This window comes from Streptomyces sp. NRRL WC-3605 (assembly GCF_001509795.1).
Taxonomy (GTDB): Bacteria; Actinomycetota; Actinomycetes; order Streptomycetales; family Streptomycetaceae; genus Streptomyces; species Streptomyces viridochromogenes.
In genome coordinates, this window is record NZ_LLZN01000091.1 from 346,375 (window position 1) to 362,419 (window position 16,045).

At 73.2% G+C, this 16,045-nt stretch carries 16 protein-coding genes; 4 read left to right on the forward strand and 12 right to left on the reverse strand.

The annotated features are described in order from the left end of the window. The first annotated feature begins 5 nt into the window (after positions 1-5). Positions 6-1,259 (forward strand): styrene monooxygenase/indole monooxygenase family protein, encoded by a 1,254-nt coding sequence (locus ADL34_RS30270; RefSeq protein WP_062668250.1) that lies wholly within the window; start codon positions 6-8, stop codon positions 1,257-1,259. Here ADL34_RS30270 and ADL34_RS30275 read toward each other — a convergent pair. From ADL34_RS30275 to ADL34_RS30290, 4 genes are all read right to left on the reverse strand, one after another. After that, positions 1,246-2,289 (reverse strand): C40 family peptidase, encoded by a 1,044-nt coding sequence (locus tag ADL34_RS30275; RefSeq protein WP_062668251.1) that lies wholly within the window; start codon positions 2,287-2,289, stop codon positions 1,246-1,248. The genes ADL34_RS30270 and ADL34_RS30275 overlap by 14 nt on opposite strands. A gap of 101 nt (positions 2,290-2,390) precedes the next feature. Further along, positions 2,391-2,693, reverse strand: coding sequence for a hypothetical protein (locus tag ADL34_RS30280; protein ID WP_062668252.1), 303 nt, complete (start codon positions 2,691-2,693; stop codon positions 2,391-2,393). Between the two features lie 10 nt (positions 2,694-2,703). Further along, positions 2,704-3,348, reverse strand: coding sequence for a TetR/AcrR family transcriptional regulator (locus tag ADL34_RS30285; RefSeq protein WP_062668253.1), 645 nt, complete (start codon positions 3,346-3,348; stop codon positions 2,704-2,706). Positions 3,349-3,397: 49 nt separating this feature from the next. Continuing rightward, positions 3,398-4,336 (reverse strand): AurF N-oxygenase family protein, encoded by a 939-nt coding sequence (locus tag ADL34_RS30290; protein WP_062668254.1) that lies wholly within the window; start codon positions 4,334-4,336, stop codon positions 3,398-3,400. Positions 4,337-4,462: 126 nt separating this feature from the next. On the opposite strand from ADL34_RS30290, the gene ADL34_RS30295 reads away from it, so the two are divergent. Next, positions 4,463-5,566, forward strand: a complete 1,104-nt coding sequence (locus ADL34_RS30295) for a ferritin-like domain-containing protein (RefSeq protein ID WP_062668255.1) — start codon at positions 4,463-4,465, stop codon at positions 5,564-5,566. Positions 5,567-5,576: 10 nt separating this feature from the next. Here the strand turns inward: ADL34_RS30295 and ADL34_RS30300 are convergent, their stop codons facing one another. The 6 genes from ADL34_RS30300 to ADL34_RS30325 all read right to left on the reverse strand — a co-directional run bounded on the left by ADL34_RS30300 (position 5,577) and on the right by ADL34_RS30325 (position 12,004). Next, positions 5,577-7,052: a penicillin-binding transpeptidase domain-containing protein gene (locus tag ADL34_RS30300; protein WP_062668256.1), complete on the reverse strand. Its 1,476-nt coding sequence runs from the start codon at positions 7,050-7,052 to the stop codon at positions 5,577-5,579. Next, positions 7,049-8,470: an FtsW/RodA/SpoVE family cell cycle protein gene (locus ADL34_RS30305; RefSeq protein WP_062668257.1), complete on the reverse strand. Its 1,422-nt coding sequence runs from the start codon at positions 8,468-8,470 to the stop codon at positions 7,049-7,051. The genes ADL34_RS30300 and ADL34_RS30305 overlap by 4 nt, the downstream gene beginning before the upstream one ends. Before the next feature lie 43 nt (positions 8,471-8,513). After that, on the reverse strand, positions 8,514-8,984 hold the full coding sequence (locus ADL34_RS30310; protein WP_062668258.1) for an SH3 domain-containing protein: 471 nt from the start codon (positions 8,982-8,984) through the stop codon (positions 8,514-8,516). 450 nt (positions 8,985-9,434) lie between these two features. Beyond that, positions 9,435-10,670: a sensor histidine kinase gene (locus ADL34_RS30315; protein ID WP_062668259.1), complete on the reverse strand. Its 1,236-nt coding sequence runs from the start codon at positions 10,668-10,670 to the stop codon at positions 9,435-9,437. After that, a complete protein-coding gene (locus ADL34_RS30320) occupies positions 10,667-11,404 on the reverse strand; it encodes a hypothetical protein (RefSeq protein WP_062668260.1) in 738 nt (245 codons plus the stop codon). Before ADL34_RS30320 ends, ADL34_RS30315 begins: the two co-directional genes overlap by 4 nt. A gap of 93 nt (positions 11,405-11,497) precedes the next feature. After that, on the reverse strand, positions 11,498-12,004 hold the full coding sequence (locus ADL34_RS30325) for a protein-tyrosine phosphatase family protein (RefSeq protein WP_079034154.1): 507 nt from the start codon (positions 12,002-12,004) through the stop codon (positions 11,498-11,500). Positions 12,005-12,118: 114 nt separating this feature from the next. Here ADL34_RS30325 and ADL34_RS30330 point away from each other — a divergent pair, with 114 nt between their 5' ends. Further along, positions 12,119-12,925, forward strand: coding sequence for a nuclease-related domain-containing protein (locus ADL34_RS30330; RefSeq protein WP_062739833.1), 807 nt, complete (start codon positions 12,119-12,121; stop codon positions 12,923-12,925). 56 nt (positions 12,926-12,981) lie between these two features. Here the strand turns inward: ADL34_RS30330 and ligD are convergent, their stop codons facing one another. After that, positions 12,982-13,863, reverse strand: a complete 882-nt coding sequence (gene ligD, locus ADL34_RS30335; protein WP_062668263.1) for a non-homologous end-joining DNA ligase — start codon at positions 13,861-13,863, stop codon at positions 12,982-12,984. A 70-nt stretch (positions 13,864-13,933) separates the two neighbouring features. Here ligD and ADL34_RS30340 point away from each other — a divergent pair, with 70 nt between their 5' ends. After that, a complete protein-coding gene (locus ADL34_RS30340; protein WP_062668264.1) occupies positions 13,934-15,028 on the forward strand; it encodes a Ku protein in 1,095 nt (364 codons plus the stop codon). Positions 15,029-15,043: 15 nt separating this feature from the next. Here the strand turns inward: ADL34_RS30340 and ADL34_RS30345 are convergent, their stop codons facing one another. Further along, a complete protein-coding gene (locus tag ADL34_RS30345) occupies positions 15,044-15,793 on the reverse strand; it encodes a thioesterase II family protein (protein WP_062668265.1) in 750 nt (249 codons plus the stop codon). Between the last annotated feature and the right edge of the window lie 252 nt (positions 15,794-16,045).

The window sequence follows — 16,045 nt, forward strand, 5'->3', positions numbered from 1 at the left end:
CCCGCATGCGGAAGATACTCGTCGTCGGGGCCGGCCAGTCCGGCCTCCAGCTCGCCCTCGGACTCCAGTCCCACGGGTACGAGGTCACCCTGATGTCCAACCGGACCGCGGACGAGATCCGCTCCGGGCGGGTCATGTCGACCCAGTGCATGTTCCACACCGCACTCCAGCACGAGCGCGACCTCCAGCTGAACTTCTGGGAGTCCCAGGCCCCGAAGATCGAAGGACTCGGCGTCTCGGTCGCCGCCCCCGGCTCCTGGGCCGAAGGCCCGGCGGCCCGCGCGATCGACTGGCTGGGCCGGCTCGACGGGTTCGCGCAGTCCGTCGACCAGCGGGTGAAGATGGCCGGCTGGATGGAGACCTTCGCCCAGCGCGGCGGCCAGCTCGTCATCCACGGCGCGGCCGTCGGCGACCTGGACTACTTCTCCCGCACGTACGACCTCGTGCTCGTCTCCGCGGGCAAGGGCGAGCTCGTCCAGATGTTCGGCAGGGACGCCGAGCGCTCCCCGTACAGCGAGCCCCAGCGCGCCCTCGCGGTCGCCTACGTGCACGGCATGGGCCCGCGCCCCGAGCACCCCGGCACCGAGGCCGTCCGCTGCAACCTCGTCCCCGGCGTCGGCGAGCTGTTCGTCATGCCGACCCTGACGACGTCCGGGCGCGCGGACATCCTGTTCTGGGAGGGCATACCCGGCGGCCCGCTCGACGTCTTCGCCGGCGTGAAGGACCCGTCCGAGCACCTCTCCCTGACCCTGGAACTCATGGAGCGGTACGTGCCGTGGGAGTACGCCCGCGCCACCAAGGTGGAGCTGACGGACGCCGGCGGCACGCTGAGCGGACGGTACGCCCCCACGGTCCGCAACCCCGTCGGCCGGCTCCCCGGCGGCGGCCTGGTCCTCGGCGTCGCGGACGTCGTCGTGGCCAACGACCCCATCACCGGGCAGGGCTCCAACTCCGCCTCCAAGTGCGCGGCCGCCTACCTCGCGTCGATCCTGGAGCACGGCGACAAGGAGTTCGACGAGACCTGGATGCGGGCCACGTTCGACCGCTACTGGGCCACCGCCCAGCACGTCACCAAGTGGACGAACGCCATGCTGGCCCCGCCGCCGGAGCACATCCTCGACCTCATCGGCGCGGCGGGCCGGCTCCAGCCGGCCGCCGACCGCTTCGCCAACGGCTTCGACAACCCGGCCGACTTCGAGAACTTCTTCTACGAGCCGGAGAAGACCGAGGCGTACCTGGCGTCCGTCACGCCTTCCTGACCGCCGGGCGTACCGCGCCCAGGACCGGGTTGGAGGCGATCGGGGAGATCGTGATCTTCTCGCCGGGGCGCGGGGCCTGGATCACCTTGCCCTTGCCGATGTACAGGGCCACGTGCGTCGCGTCCGGGAAGTAGATCACCAGGTCGCCGGGGCGCAGCTCGATCAGCGGGACGCGTTCGAGCCGCGCCCACTGCTCCTGGCTGGTGCGGGGGATGCGGGTGCCGGCGTGCCCCCAGGCCCGCTGGGTCAGCCCGGAGCAGTCGTACGACTTCGGGCCCTCGGCGCCCCACCGGTACGGCTTGCCGAGCTGGCGTTCGGCGAAGCGGATCGCCCGCCGGGCCGGGGCGGACGGCTTGGCGTCGTCCTCCGCGAGGGCGCCCGACGCCAGCAGGTCCTTCTGCGCCTTCGTGACGCCCTTCTCCTCCAGCTCGGCCAGCGCGGCGAGCTGCTCGGCGGTGAGGGAGGCGAGGAGTTCCTCCACCTTCCGCAGCCGCTTCCGTACCGTGTCGCGGTCCTTCTTCTGCCGTTCGGCGAGCGCGAGTTGCTTGTCGAGGGCGGCGCGGGCGGCGCGGGCCAGCCGGTCTGCCGCCCGTTCCGTGCCGGTCAGCCGGCCGACGGTCTCGGCGCGCTCGCGGGCCAGCAGGCCGATGACATGGCCCTGGTCCAGGGCGTGCTGCGGGTCGCGGGCCAGCAGCAGCCGGACGTACGGGGAGATCGCCGTGGTGTTCTGGTACTGCTGGCGGGCCAGGCGGCCCGCCGCGCCCCGGCTGTCGTGCAGGCGCAGCCGCGCGGACGCGAGCGCCTTGTCCAGGCGGGCCACCTCGGCGCGCTGCCCGTCCAGCTTCTCCTCGGTGGTGTTGTACGTCTCGGTCGCCCGCTCCGCCTCCCGGTACAGCCGCTGAAGGTCCGTCAGAAGCGCGACCGTGGTGCGCTCGGGGGGCTCGGGGGCCGCCGTGGCGGACACGGGCACGAGGAGCGCGGCGGACAGCACGGTAGCGGTGCACGCCAGCCGCAGCGGCCTTCCCGACATGTCATCACCTCCGGTGCGGACAGGATCTCTGCTCGCACCGAGAGCATCGGGCGGACGCACCGGGGCCGCGCGCCGGACGTGCGCGGTTCGGCGTAGGCCGGTCACCCGTGCGGGTCGTCCGGCTTGCCGCGCGGCGTGTCGCCGGGACGCGACCACGGCCAGTTCAGCCGGCGCCCCTGGTCGCCCTCGGGGTCGTAGGCGTACTTCCAGCGCCGGGACAGGCCCGGCCGGGCGGCCTGCCCGCGCGGGACGCGGCGGTAGACGAGGACCGTGGGCGGCCCGCCGTCCGGGCCGGGGACGGGGATGCGGTACGTCTTCGGCGGGTGGCCGGTGATGCCCAGCAGCACCGGCAGCACGCGGCCGTCCATCGGGCCGCCCTCGAACGGGGTGTCTTCGCTCTTCACGGGACCAGTGTCAGCCATCCGCCAGGAGGCGCTCGGCCAGCGCGGCGGTCTGCGGGTCCCGGGCGGCGGTCACCGACAGCACGGCGACGAACTGGTCCACCAGCCAGTCGCGCAGTTCCTCCACGGGCGGCCGCTTGCCCTCGTCGAGCCAGATGAGGGAGGCCGCCTCCACGGCCGTGATCCACATGCGGACCGTCATGCGCAGCCGCAGCCCCGGGTCGCCGACCTCCAGGTGCCGCAGGATGTGCTCGGCGGCGGCGCGGCGCACCCCGTCGACGATGGCCGTCGTCCGGGACGTCTCGACGACGCTGCCGCCCTGGAGCAGGGCGCTGAAGCCGGTGTCGTGCTGGTCGACGAAGGCGAGGTAGCGGTCGAGCGCGCGGGCGAGCCGGGGGACCAGGCGGCCCTCGCGGGGCTCGTCGAAGCAGGTCCGCAGTTCCTCGGCGGCGGAGCGCAGCGCCGCCTCGTACAGCTGCTGCTTGCCGCCCGGGAAGTACCGGTACACCAGGGGCCGGGACACCCCCGCCGCCTCCGCCACGTCGTCGAGGGAGACCTCCTCGGGGGCCCGGTGCGCGAACAGTCCGAGGGCGGCGTCGAGGAGCTGGGTACGGCGCTCCTCGACGCTCAGGCGGCGGTAGGCGGGAGCGGCTGGCATGGAAGGAAGCCTAACCGCCGGGGTGGGACCGGCTCCGGGCACGCGGCGGCTACGCCAGCATGCCCGACGACTTCCACAGGCGGCGGCCCACTCCGCGCAGGACGCCGATGTCGTCCAGGAAGTCCGTCAGCCGCTTGGCCCCGGTCTGCATGACCTCGCGGCGGTGACCGCTGGCCTTGACCTGGGCCATGGCCTCCCGCTTGTCGAGGCCGACGTTGGTGTAGACGTCCGGGTTGACGAAAGCGACCGAGAAGACGCGGGCGAACTCGCCCGAGGTGACCCGGGTGAACTCCTGCGACCACCTCGGCGCCGTCATCATCTGCCGGCGCAGCTCCTCACGGGCGTACCGCACATGGCGGGCCTCCTCGACCACGTGGATGCGGGTGACACCGCGGATGAGGGTCTGGACGCGCTCGTCCGGGAAGGTCAGGCGCTGCATCCAGTCGAGGATCTCCTCGCCGAGCAGGGTGGCCGTGAAGGAGCCCGGGGTGGTGGAGATCGTCTTGAACAGCCGGCCCAGGTTCTGGTGGACGCGGCTGACGGGGTACCAGGGCGTGCCGCCGTGGGAGATCAGGCGGGCGAACATCTTGGAGTGCCGGCACTCGTCCTCGATCTCGGTGAGCGCGTACCGGACGTGGGCGCTCGTCGCGGACTTGTCGTAGATGTGCCGGACCAGCAGCTGCATGAGAATGATCTCGAACCAGATGCCGAGGGAGGCGAGCGCGGCGGCCTCGTGCTGGGAGAGCGCGATGCACTGCTCCTCGCTCATCCGCTTCCACATCGGAGTGTCGTAGAGCGAGACGAGCTCCGGGGGCCAGAACCATTTGCCCTCCTCGAAGGGCGCGTCCCAGTCCAGTTCCTCGTCGGGGTCGAAGGAGTGCTTCGCGGAAGAGGCGAGGAGGCGTTCGGCCACCTGTTCGCGGTCCTTGAGCAGGCCGAGCGCGTCGCGCAGGCCGTCCAGCGCCTCGGCTTCCGTCAGGGCAGTCATCGGTCCCTCACCTCGTTACCGGTGGTCACATCGTACGGGTCTTATGAGACTGCCTGTCAGCAAGCCCGTCAATCCCCTGTGCCGCACTTGTTGACCCCGCGTCCAACACGTAGGAGCCTGCGCCGTATGCCGACATACGACGTGTACGCCGACGATCCGGGTGACCCCCTCTGGCAGGTACCGGCGACCGGCGCGGCCCGCTTCAACTGGGAGTACGACGACGGCCGCGAGCGGCTCCTCGCCCTCTACCAGAAGGGCAAGGACAAACAGTGGGACGGGCAGCGCAGGATCGACTGGGACCTGGAGGTCGACCCCTACGACCCGCTCGGCACCCCCGAGGACGCGATGGCCCTGTACGGCACGCCCCACTGGGACCGGATGAACGACCGGGAGAAGGGCGACCTGCGCCGGCACTACGCGTCCTGGCAGTTCAGCCAGTTCCTGCACGGCGAGCAGGGCGCGATGATCTGCGCCGCGCGGATCGTGGAGTCGGTGCCCGACATGGACGCCAAGTTCTACTCGGCGACCCAGACCATGGACGAGGCCCGGCACGCCGAGATCTACGGCCGTTTCCTCCACGAGAAGGTCGGGATGGTCTACCCGATCAACGACAACCTCCAGTCCCTGCTCGGCGACACCCTGCGCGACAGCCGCTGGGACATGCCCTACCTCGGCATGCAGGTGCTGATCGAGGGGCTGGCGCTGGCCGCGTTCGGCATGATCCGCGACACCACCACCAAACCGCTGCCCCGGCAGATCCTCGCCTACGTCATGCAGGACGAGGCCCGGCACGTGGCCTTCGGGCGGATGGCCCTGCGCGACTACTACAAGCAGCTCACCGACGCCGAACTGCGCGAACGCGAGGAGTTCGTCATCGAGGGCTGCCACCTCATGCGGGACCGGCTGCGGGGCGTGGAGGTCCTGGAGAACTTCGGCATCCCGAAGGCCGAGGCGGAGGAGCTCAGCGAGCGCTCCGAGTTCCTCCAGCTCTTCCGCAGGCTGCTGTTCTCCCGCATCGTGCCCTGCGTCAAGGACATCGGCCTGTGGGGCAAACGGCTCCAGCAGGCCTACGTCGACATGGGCGTGCTGGAGATGGGCGACCAGAATCTGGACCTGCTCATGTCCCAGGACGAGGAGATCGCGGAGCGGCTGGACGCCGAACGGTTCGCGCGCGAGGAGCGCGAGCGGGTCGCCGAGGTGACCGACGCGGTGCGCGCGGGCTCCGACTGAGCCGCGCGCCTCAACGCCGTTGCTCCGGCGACGACTTCAGCACGGCCTCCATCACCGCCCGCGCGATCGGCGCCGCGTCCCCGCCGCCGCTGATCTCGCCCCGGTCCGCGTCCGCGTCCTCCACCACCACGGCGACCGCGACCTTCGGCTCCACGTCGTGGTCGCCCTGCGCCCAGGAGACGAACCAGGCGTACGGCGTCCCGGAGTTGCCCAGGCCGTGCTGCGCGGTGCCGGTCTTGCCGCCGACCGTCGCGCCCGGGATCCAGGCGTTGGTGCCGGTGCCCTCCCGCACCACGTCCACCATCAGGTCCCGCAGCTGGGCGGCCGTCGAGGGCCGCATCGCCTGCCGCATCGGCCGGGACCCGGCCGCCGCCACCGTGCCCCCGCCCGCCCGCACCGTGCGCTCCACCAGATACGGCGAGCGCACCTGCCCCCCGTTCGCCACGGCCGCCGCCACCATCGCCATCTGCAACGGCGTGGCCCGCGTGTTGTACTGCCCGATCGACGACAGCGCGAGCTGCGCCCGGTCCACCCGGGTGTCGAACGTGGACCGCGCGACCGAGTAGGGGATCTTCAGATCGGGGTCGTTGAACCCGAACGCGCCGGCCGTCGCCGCCATCCGTTTCACCCCCACCTCGACGCCGAGCTTCGCGAACACCGTGTTGCAGGACCACTCGAACGCCTTGCGCAGCGGAACGTCCTTGCAGCCGTCGGAGGCGTTCGTCAGCTTCGTTCTGGTGCCCGGCAGCGTGTACGGGTCGGGGGTGCGGGTCCGGACGTCCAGGTCCTCGACCACCCCCGCGTCCAGCGCGGCGGCCGCCGTCACCACCTTGAAGGTCGACCCCGGCGGATACGTCTTGCGCACCGCCCGGTTCAGCATCGGCTTGTCCGGGTCGCGGTTCAGCGTCGACCAGGACCGGGCCACCGCCGAGCCGTTCCCCGACAGGACCGAGGGATCGTAGGAGGGCGCGGACACCAGGGCGAGGACGCGCCCCGTCGACGGCTCGATCGCCGCGACCGCCCCCTTGCGGCCCGCCAGCCCCTCGTACGCGGCCTCCTGCGCGGCCCGCCGCAGCGTGGTGACCACGTCCCCGCCCGGGTACCGGCTCCGCGTGGCGGCCCCCCACAGGGGGAACGGCGACAGCAGCGGGTCGGTGCCCGCCAGGACGCCGTCCTCGGTGTGCTCCAGCAGCGTCGTGCCGTACACCTGCGAGGCGTAGCCGGTCACCGGGGCGTACATCGGGCCGTTCGCGTACGTCCGCTCGTAGCGCAGGTGCTCGCTGGTGTCCTTCGAGCCGGTGACCGGGGTGCCGTCGACCAGGATGTCCCCGCGCGGCTGCCCGTACCGGGCGATGGTGGTGCGCCGGTTGGCGATGTTGTCGCCGTACGCCGGGGCCTCGACGACCTGCACCCGGGCGGCGTTGACCAGCAGCGCGGCCAGCAGCAGCGCGCAGAAGAAGGCGGCGTGCCGGATGTGCCGGGTCATCGGACGGCCCCCGCCGGCTCGTGCCGCCCCGCCTCCGGCGCCGCGCTCTCCTCGCCGCGGGGCACGCCCAGGCGGCTGCGCGCGCGGTCGCTCAGCCGGATCAGCAGCGCCACGATCGCCCAGTTGGTGACCACCGACGAGCCGCCCTGCGCCAGGAACGGCATCGCCATGCCGGTCAGCGGGATCAGCCCGGTCACCCCGCCCGCGATCACGAACACCTGGAGCGCCACGATGGAGGCGAGCCCCACCGCGAGCAGCCGCCCGAACGGGTCGCGCAGCGCGAGGCCCGTCCGGTAGCCGCGCTCCACGAGCAGGCCGTACAGCAGGAAGACCGCGGACAGTCCGGCCAGGCCCAGCTCCTCCCCGGCGGTGGCCAGGATGAAGTCCGACTTGGCCGCGAAGCCGATCAGGATCGAGTGGCCGAGGCCGAGCCCGGTGCCGAACGTGCCCCCCGCCGCGAAGGCGAACAGCGACTGGGAGAGCTGGTTGGGCCCCTCACCCGCCTCGATGGAGGCGAACGGATGCCGCCAGTCCTCGACCCGGCCGTGCACATGCGGCTCCAGCATGCCCACGGCGACAGCGCCGACCGCCGCGAGCAGCAGGCCGACCGCGATCCAGCCGGTGCGCCCGGTGGCGACGTACAGCAGCACCACGAACAGGCCGAAGAACAACAGCGAGGTGCCCAGGTCCCGTTCGAGGACGAGCACGCCCACGCTGATGAGCCAGATCGCGACGATGGGGCCGAGGACCCGCCCGGTGGGCAGCTGGAGCCGCTCCACCCCGAGGACCCGCCGGCCCGTGTAGGCCAGCGCGCTGCGGTTGGCGGCCAGGTACGCGGCGAAGAACACCGCGAGCAGCACCTTCGCGAACTCGCCGGGCTGGATCGAGAATCCCGCGATCCGGATCCAGATGCGGGCGCCGTTCACCGAGGGGAAGAGGATCGGCAGGGTCAGCAGGGCGAGCGCGGCGACGACACAGACATACGCGTACCGCTGGAGCACCCGGTGGTCGCGCAGCAGCAGGACGACCACGATGAACAGGGCCACCCCCAGCGTGGACCACACGAGCTGGGTCGGCGCCGCCCGGTCACCCGGCGTCTCCAGGTCGAGCCGGTAGATCAGCACCAGGCCGAGCCCGTTGAGCAGGACGCCGATCGGCAGCAGCAGGGGGTCCGCCGACGGGGCGCGCAGGCGTACGGCCAGATGCGCGACCAGTGCCAGCACGCCCAGCCCGGCGCCGTAGCCCGCGGCGCCGGGCGGGACGGTGCCCTGCCGGGCGAGACCGACGGCGCAGTACCCGTACACGCTGAGCAGGACGGCCACGACGATGAGGGACAGTTCGATGCCACGGCGCCGGGGGAGGGGTGCGGCGGGAGCGGGCGTGTCCGCTGCCACCAGGGAGGTTCCGGCCTTGATCATGTCCGGAACCTACCCAAATAGTCCGTCTTGCGCGCCTGGTGTCTCAGCACCAGCGCGGCGTGTGCCCGAAGGTGTCGATGTAGCGCGCCGAGCCCCAGGCCCAGATGCCGTCCGCGAGGAGGTACCAGTTCCCGTTGCCCTGGACGCTCTCGCCCCGGGTCTTGCAGAAGATGCGTACGTGGTCGCCCCGGTGCACGACGCGGATGACCTGGCTGCCCCGGTTGGGGGCGCTGCGCAGCAGCAGCGTGCTCGCGGTGACCCGGCCCCGGGTGTACTGCTGGTTCCCGCCCTGACCGCCGCCCCAGTCGCCCTGCGCCGCCCCCTGGGACGCACCCTGCGAGGCGCCCTGGCCGTTCTGCTCCCCGCCCTCTCCCTGGGCCCCGCCCCAGTCCCCCTGTGACTCCGTGCTGCTGCCGGACCCCCACTCGTCGTCGGCCACGGCGGGTGTGGCGGCCGCGGCGGTGGCGAGCAGACCGGCGGCTATGGACAGCGCGAAACGCGAACGCAGGGCCATGAGGCACCTCCGAGGACAGTCCCGGAAACGCCCGGGACAGGAAAAACCTGACTGATCGCCACATTAGGAGCACCTCTGGGGCGCCGCGCGCCTGAATGGGCCAACCGAGCACCACCCCCCGGGGGGAGAGAGAAGCGGGCCCGAGCGGCGCGCCTCACCTGGAGCACGGGGAATCCCGCACGGGCCCAGCGTCCGGGGTGCCGGGCATGCCAGCCGCGCGGCCCCGGCCCGCGCTCCAGGGCAGGACCAACGGGCGACCGCCCCGGCGTCCCGGGGGTGTTGAACCTTGGCCGTGCGGCCCCGGAAAGGCACCGCCCCTGCTCCCGGGCTCCGGCGGGGCCTGCCGGGCGTCGGCCCACGCCAGGCGTGCGGCTCCCCCCTGCAGCGCGACGGCAGCGTCGGTCGGGCGACCGGCAACGTCAGCCGCGCCTCCCCCCCCCGGAACGCGGGCTACGGCAGGACCAGTCGGGCGATCGCTCCGCCGTCGGGGGCGTTGGTGAAGGTCAGGCGGGCGCCCAGGACCTCCGCCTGGCCCAGCGCGATCGTCAGTCCGAGCCCGTGTCCCGTGGTGCCGCCCTCCGTGCGGAAGCGCTGCGGGCCGTGCGCCACCAGGTACTCCGGATAGCCCTCGCCGTGGTCCCGGACCGTCACCACGGTCCCGTCCACCGTCAGCACCACCGGCCCCCGGCCGTGCTTGTGCGCGTTGGCCACCAGGTTGCCCAGCACCCGTTCCAGCCGTCGCCGGTCGGTCTCCACGACCGCGTCCCGCACCACCACGACCCCCGTGTCACCGGCGGCGCCCCGCACCACCCGGTCCGCCAGCGCGGCCAGCGACTCGGTGTCCACTTCGGAGCGCTCGCGCCCCGACTCCAGCCGCGAGATCTCCAGCAGGTCCTCGGTCAGCGTCCGCAGCGCCGCCACCCGGTCCCGCACCAGCTCGGTCGGCCGCCCCGGCGGCAGCAGTTCGGCCGCCGCGTGCAGCCCGGTCAGCGGGGTGCGCAACTCGTGCGCCACGTCCGCCGTGAAGCGCTGCTCGGCCAGCAGCTTGGCCTGGAGCGAGGACGCCATCGAGTCCAGGGCGGCCGCGACCACGGCCACCTCGTCCTGCGGCCGGTCCGGGTCCTTCGTCCGTGGGTCGCCGACCCGCGCGTCCAGGTCGCCGACGCTGATCCGCCGGGCCACCCCGGCCGTGGCGTGCAGCCGCCGCGTCACCCGGGTCACCGCGAACGCGCCCGCCAGCACCGTCACCCCGATGGCCAGTGCCGACGACCACAGGATCGCCCGGTCCAGACCGTCTATCGTGCGCGCCTGCTGCGAGTAGTCCACCTCGACGGCGAGCACCCGGCCGCGGTCGACGGGACCCGCCGCCCACATCGTGGGGCGCCCCCGGTGATCGGTGACGACGGTGCCCCGCTCGCCGCCCAGCGCCAGGTCCCGCAGGGAGCCCGGCAGCCCCGGCGGGTCGACCCGCGCGCCGGAAGCGAGCCTGTCCCCGGCCTCGAACGCCGTCGTGGCGCTCGCCAGCCGGTCCAGCGCCAGGTCGCGCGCCTTGCCGACGGTCTGGTTGGTCACCGAGACGTGCACCAGCACACCGAGCAGGGCCGCGAGCGCACAGCACATCACCGTGATGAACACGGCGGCCCGCACGGCGAGCGGGCCGGCCCACCGGGGCAGCCGGAGCCTCACGGGGTGCCCGCCGAGGGGGACGCCGGCGACTTCGGGGAGTGAGGCGACTTCGACGACTTCGGCGGGTGCGGCCCGGTGCGCAGCATCTCGTCGTGGGTGAGCAGCATCGCCTTCTGGTCCGGCTCCCAGGTCCACTGGAGCCGGTACTCGTACCCGGCGACCTCCGACGGCGAGCGGATGATCACCGAACGCCGGGCCAGCTCCACCCCGCTGACGGCGTCGTCCCAGCTCATCACCTGCACCAGCCGCCGCTTCTCCACCGTGTACACGCGCACCGCGGTGGTCCGGCCCGGCAGCAGCCGGAAGCCCAGCGTCAGATCGGCGCGCCCGTCGCCGGTGAGATCCCGGTAGTAGGGCCGCAGCACCGGGCACCGGCCGTGCCCCGCGCCGTCACCGCAGTCGCCGATCAGCCGCCCGGTCTCGCGGTACGGCGCCTTGCCGCCCTCGTAGTCCCCGGGGCTCTTCGCCACCTCCCGTCGCACCACGTCCACCGGGTCCACGGCGCGGATGTCCCCGCCGGGCACGGTGAGGCCCTTCACGGTCTCCCGGTTCACCTCGCCGATCACGTACGCCGGGCTCGACGCGGGCGTCAGCCGCGGCCAGAGCGTGTCCGGGGCGACGGCGGTCTCCGTCGGGCCGGCGCTCCGCAGGCCCCCGGCGTCACCGCACCCCGCGACGGCCGCCGACAGCAGGGCGACGAGCGCGGCGAGGCGCATGAGGCGGCTGCGGGGCACGGTTCTCCAGTGAAGGGCGGGCGCTGGGCGGGCGCGTCCACAGTATTCGTACGGAAGTCCATTTTGCGCACCCGGGGGCGGGGGGCGGCACGGTCACTCGGCGAGTTCCTCCAGCAGCCGGGCGACCGGCAGTCCCGCGCGGAGGTAGTCGACGAACAGTTCGTTGTGCAGGGCCCAGGGAGAGCGGCGGGAGCGTATCAGCCGGATCGCCCGGTCGGGGGAGTGGCCGCGGCGGATCAGGGCCTGGGCGACGACCAGCCCCGAGCGGTTGTAGCCGTGGTAGCAGCGGACCAGGACCCTGCGGTCCGCGTCCAGCGCCTCCGTCACGGCGTCCGCGAGCCGGATCACGCCCGCGAGCTGGGTCCCGTCCAGCGGCCCGTCCGGGATCGGCCACACATGGTGCTCCACGCCCTGCTCGGGCCCGTGCCCGGGCAGCCGCAGCAAGCTCTGGACGAGGTCGAACTCGTCCCGCACCACGGCGAACTCCAGTTGCCCGGCCCGGCCGCGGAACTGGTGCCCGCCCATCCACAGGCCGGGCACGATCTCGCTCCACGCACTGTCCGGAGCGGGTACGTCGGGTTGCTTCCTGCGGGTACGCAACGGCGCCTCCCCAGCCGCCCCTCGCGGGGCCCTGCCCAACTCCTCCCCAAGGTATCCGGGTTCTTGCCCGCGCAGCACCCCGCCTGTTCCCATGGTCGGTGGGGTGATGGTGCCATGAGCGAACTGCGCGTCGTACCAGCCTGGCGGCACGGCCAGGAACGGCTGTACGTCTGCCTCCCGGACGGGCGGAACATCGCCTGGTACGACCGGGACGCGGCCCGCGTGAACCTGCTGGGCCAGGACCGCCGCGAGGAGGTGCTGGAGGCCCTCGGCCCCTTCGTCACCGGCCCGGTCACGGTGGGCCCGCCCCCGGTCCCCACCCCCGCCGACCTGGCCCGGCTCGCCCTGCACCCGGACGACGACCTGGCCCCCAACCGCCCCGGCGAGGCGCTGCTCGTCGCCCTCGACCGCGACCCCGGCCCCGCCCACCGGCTGCGCACCGACCCACGGCGGCGGGCGCTGACCGCCGAGCGCACGGTCGGGGAGGCGCTGGACCTGCTGGAGGGCGCCGGCTGGCGCGTGCTGCACTCGGTGCCGCTGCCCGGCGGCGACCGCGTCCACCATCTGCTGATCGGGCCCGGCGGGCTGTTCACCCTGCACAGCGTGTACGCCCACCGGCAGAAGGTGACCGTCGCCGATCCACTGGTCACCCTCGGCCGGCGCACCACGGAACCGCTGCTGCGGCGCCTGCGCGCCGACGCCGACCGGGCCGCGCACGCCCTGACCGCCGAGGTCCGCCCGGTCCTCGTCCTCGTCGACCCGGCGGAGGTGACGGTACGCACCCCGCCGCGCGAGGTGCGGGTGCTCCGGGACACGGAGATCGCCGGGTTCGCGCGGACGGGCGGGCTGCTGAAGCCGGCGGACGTCGAGGCCCTGTTCGCGCTGGCCCGGGACCGTACGGTGTGGACGGCGGCGCTGTAGGCGGTCAGGGCGCCGCTGCCGTCAGGGCACCTGGGCCGCGGTGATGCGTGGGGTCCTCAGGGCACCTCGGCCGCGGCCTTCGGGTCCAGCAGGGGCGCCAGCAGGTCGCCGAAGTCCTGCAGGCGCGGGGCCAGGTCCGGGGCGAGGAAGGTCAGGGCGCCGGGGGAGCCGCACTCCGCCACCTCCTCCCAGGTGACCGGCGCCGACACCAGGGGCTCGGCGCGGGCGCGCAGAGTGTAGGGGGCGGCCGTCGTCTTGCGGGCGGCGTTCTGGCTCCAGTCGACGAACACCTTGCCCGGCCGCAGGCTCTTGGTCATCCGGTGCACGACCAGCCGGGGCATCGCCCGCTCGGCCTCCACGGCGAGTTCCTTGGCGTACTCCGTGGCCCGCTCGGAGGACACCTGCCGTACGGCCGCGCTGAGGTGCAGGCCCTTGGAGCCGGAGGTCTTGGCGTACGCCTCGATGCCGTCGGCGGCCAGCCGCTCCCGCAGCCACAGGGCGACCTCGCAGCACTCGACCACCGAGGCGGGCGCCCCGGGGTCCAGGTCGAAGACCAGCCGGTCCGCCTCGCCGGGTTCCGCGATCACCCACTGGGGCGTATGGAACTCGGTCACCAGGTTCGCGGCCCACATCAGGCTCGCCAGGTCCTGCACCAGCACCATCCGCGCCGGCCCCTCCATGCGGGGCACCTCGGCGGTGGTGACCCAGTCGGGGGTGCCCGGCGGCACGTTCTTGGCGAAGAACAGCTGTCCGTCCGGGCCGTCCGGGTAGCGCAGGAACGACACCGGCCGGTCGCGCAGATGCGGCAGCAGCACCGGCGCGGTGGTGGCGTAGTAGTGCAGCACCTCGCCCTTGGTGAAGCCGGTCGCCGGGTACAGCACCTTCTCCAGGTTGCTCAGCGCGAGCCGTCGCCCCTCCACCTCTGTGATCGGCGTCATACGATGAGGATTCCAGAGAAACGGATGAATATAGGAACAATCCTGGCATATCGACCGAAGGGGTGCGGAAGTGCGATCCATCTGGAACGGCGCCATCTCGTTCGGCCTGGTCAGCATCCCCATCAAGCTGGTGAACGCCACCCAGAACCGCTCGATCTCCTTCCGTCAGATCCACACGGAGGACGGCGGCCGGATCCGCTACCGCAAGGTCTGCGAACTGGAGGACCGCGAGGTCGGCCAGGCCGAGATCGGCAAGGGTTACGAGGACGCGGACGGCACGATCGTCCCGATCACCGACGAGGACCTCTCCCACCTCCCGCTGCCGACCGCCCGGACCATCGAGATCGTCGCCTTCGTCCCGGCCGACCGGATCGACCCGCTCCAGATGGACGCCGCCTACTACCTGGCGGCCGGTGGGGCGCAGGCGGCCAAGCCGTACACCCTGCTGCGCGAGGCGCTCAAGCGGAGCCAGAAGGTGGCCATCGCCAAGTACGCCCTGCGCGGCCGGGAGCGGCTCGGCATGCTGCGGGTCGTCGACGACGCCATCGCCATGCACGGGCTGCTGTGGCCGGACGAGGTCCGGGCCCCCGAGGGCGTCGCGCCGGACACGCCCGTCACCGTGAACGACAAGGAACTCGACCTCGCGGACGCCCTGATGGACACCCTCGGCGAGATCGAGCTCGAGGAGCTGCACGACGAGTACCGCGAGGCCCTGGAGGAGGTGGTCGCCGCGAAGGTCTCCGGCGAGGCCCCGCCCGAGACGCCCGAGCCGGCGCGGTCCGGCAAGGTCCTCGACCTGATGGCCGCCCTCGAGAACAGCGTGCGCGCGGCGAAGGAGTCGCGGGGCGAGCGGCCGGCGGAGGCCGAGGAGGCGTCCGGGGCGCGGGAGGCGGAGGTGCGGACGCTGCCGCAGCGCAAGTCGGCCCGCGCGGCACCGAAGCAGACCTCCGGGAAGAAGTCCGCGGCCGGCGGGAAGGCCGCCGCGAAGAAGACCGCGTCGTCCGCCTCGTCCGCGTCCTCGACGTCGTCGGCGAGGAAGTCGACGTCCAAGTCCGCCCAGGGCGCGAAGAAGACCCCGGCGAAGAGCACCGCCAGGAGCACCGGCAAGACCACGGCCAAGAAGACGGCGGCCAAGAAGACGGCCTCCCGCAAACGGTCGGCGTGATGCGCGCCCGCCCGCTCAGGCCAGCCGCTCGGCGAGCAGGGCCAGCACCTCGGGCTTGCGCGGGGTGAGGTAGAAGTGGCCGCCCTCGAAGGTTCGCACCTCCACACCCCGTGAGGTGACGTCCGACCAGGACGACAGGTCCTCGACCGGGCACACCGGATCGCGGTCCCCGCCGCAGGCGGTCACCGGGACGGCCAGCCGGCGCAGCGGTGCCGGGCGGTGGGCCGCCAGCATCCGGAAGTCCGCGCGCAGCGCCGGCATGATCACCGGCCGCAGCTCGTGATGGTCGTACACGGCGGCACCGGCCGGATCGAGCCCGCGGACGCGCCGCAGGATCTCGTCGTCGTCCGGGGCCGGCCGTGCCGCGAGCTCGTGCGGGCCGCGCGGCCGCCCCCGCCCCGACACGGCGAGCCGGACCGGGGCCGCGCCCGCGTCCTCCAGCCGGCCGGCCACCTCGTACGCCACCGCCGAGCCCATGCTGTGCCCGAACAGCGCCACCGGCAGCCCGTCCGCCGACTCCTGGAGCAGCGCCTCGGCGACCGTGCCGGCCAGCTCCTCCATCGTCGCCGGGCACGGGTCGTTCAGCCGGTCCTGGCGGCCGGGGTACTGCACCGACAGCACCTCGAGCCACGGCGGCGTGAGCGCCGCCCAGTCGTGGAAGAAGCCGGCCGCCCCGCCCGCGTGCGGGAAGCACACCAGACGCAGCCGCGCGGCGGGGGAGCGCACGCCCCTCAGCCACCGGGTCCGTGTGCCGGGCACGGTCATGACGCAGCCCCGGTCATGACGTCGCCCCGCATCCGCCGGGCACGCAGAGGAACGGGCACGTCCTCGCGGTCACCTGACACCCCCGTCGCATACCGTTTCCGACCGGGAACTCTAGTTCGACCAGCGGCGCGCCGCGGCCTCGCGCGCGCAAAGCGGCCGAGAAACCTCCCTGCCAGGCCCTCCGCACGGCGCGACTCCCGGTGATCACCGGCCCGCGGTGCCGTCCGACAGACCGTCACGGCGACGATCTCG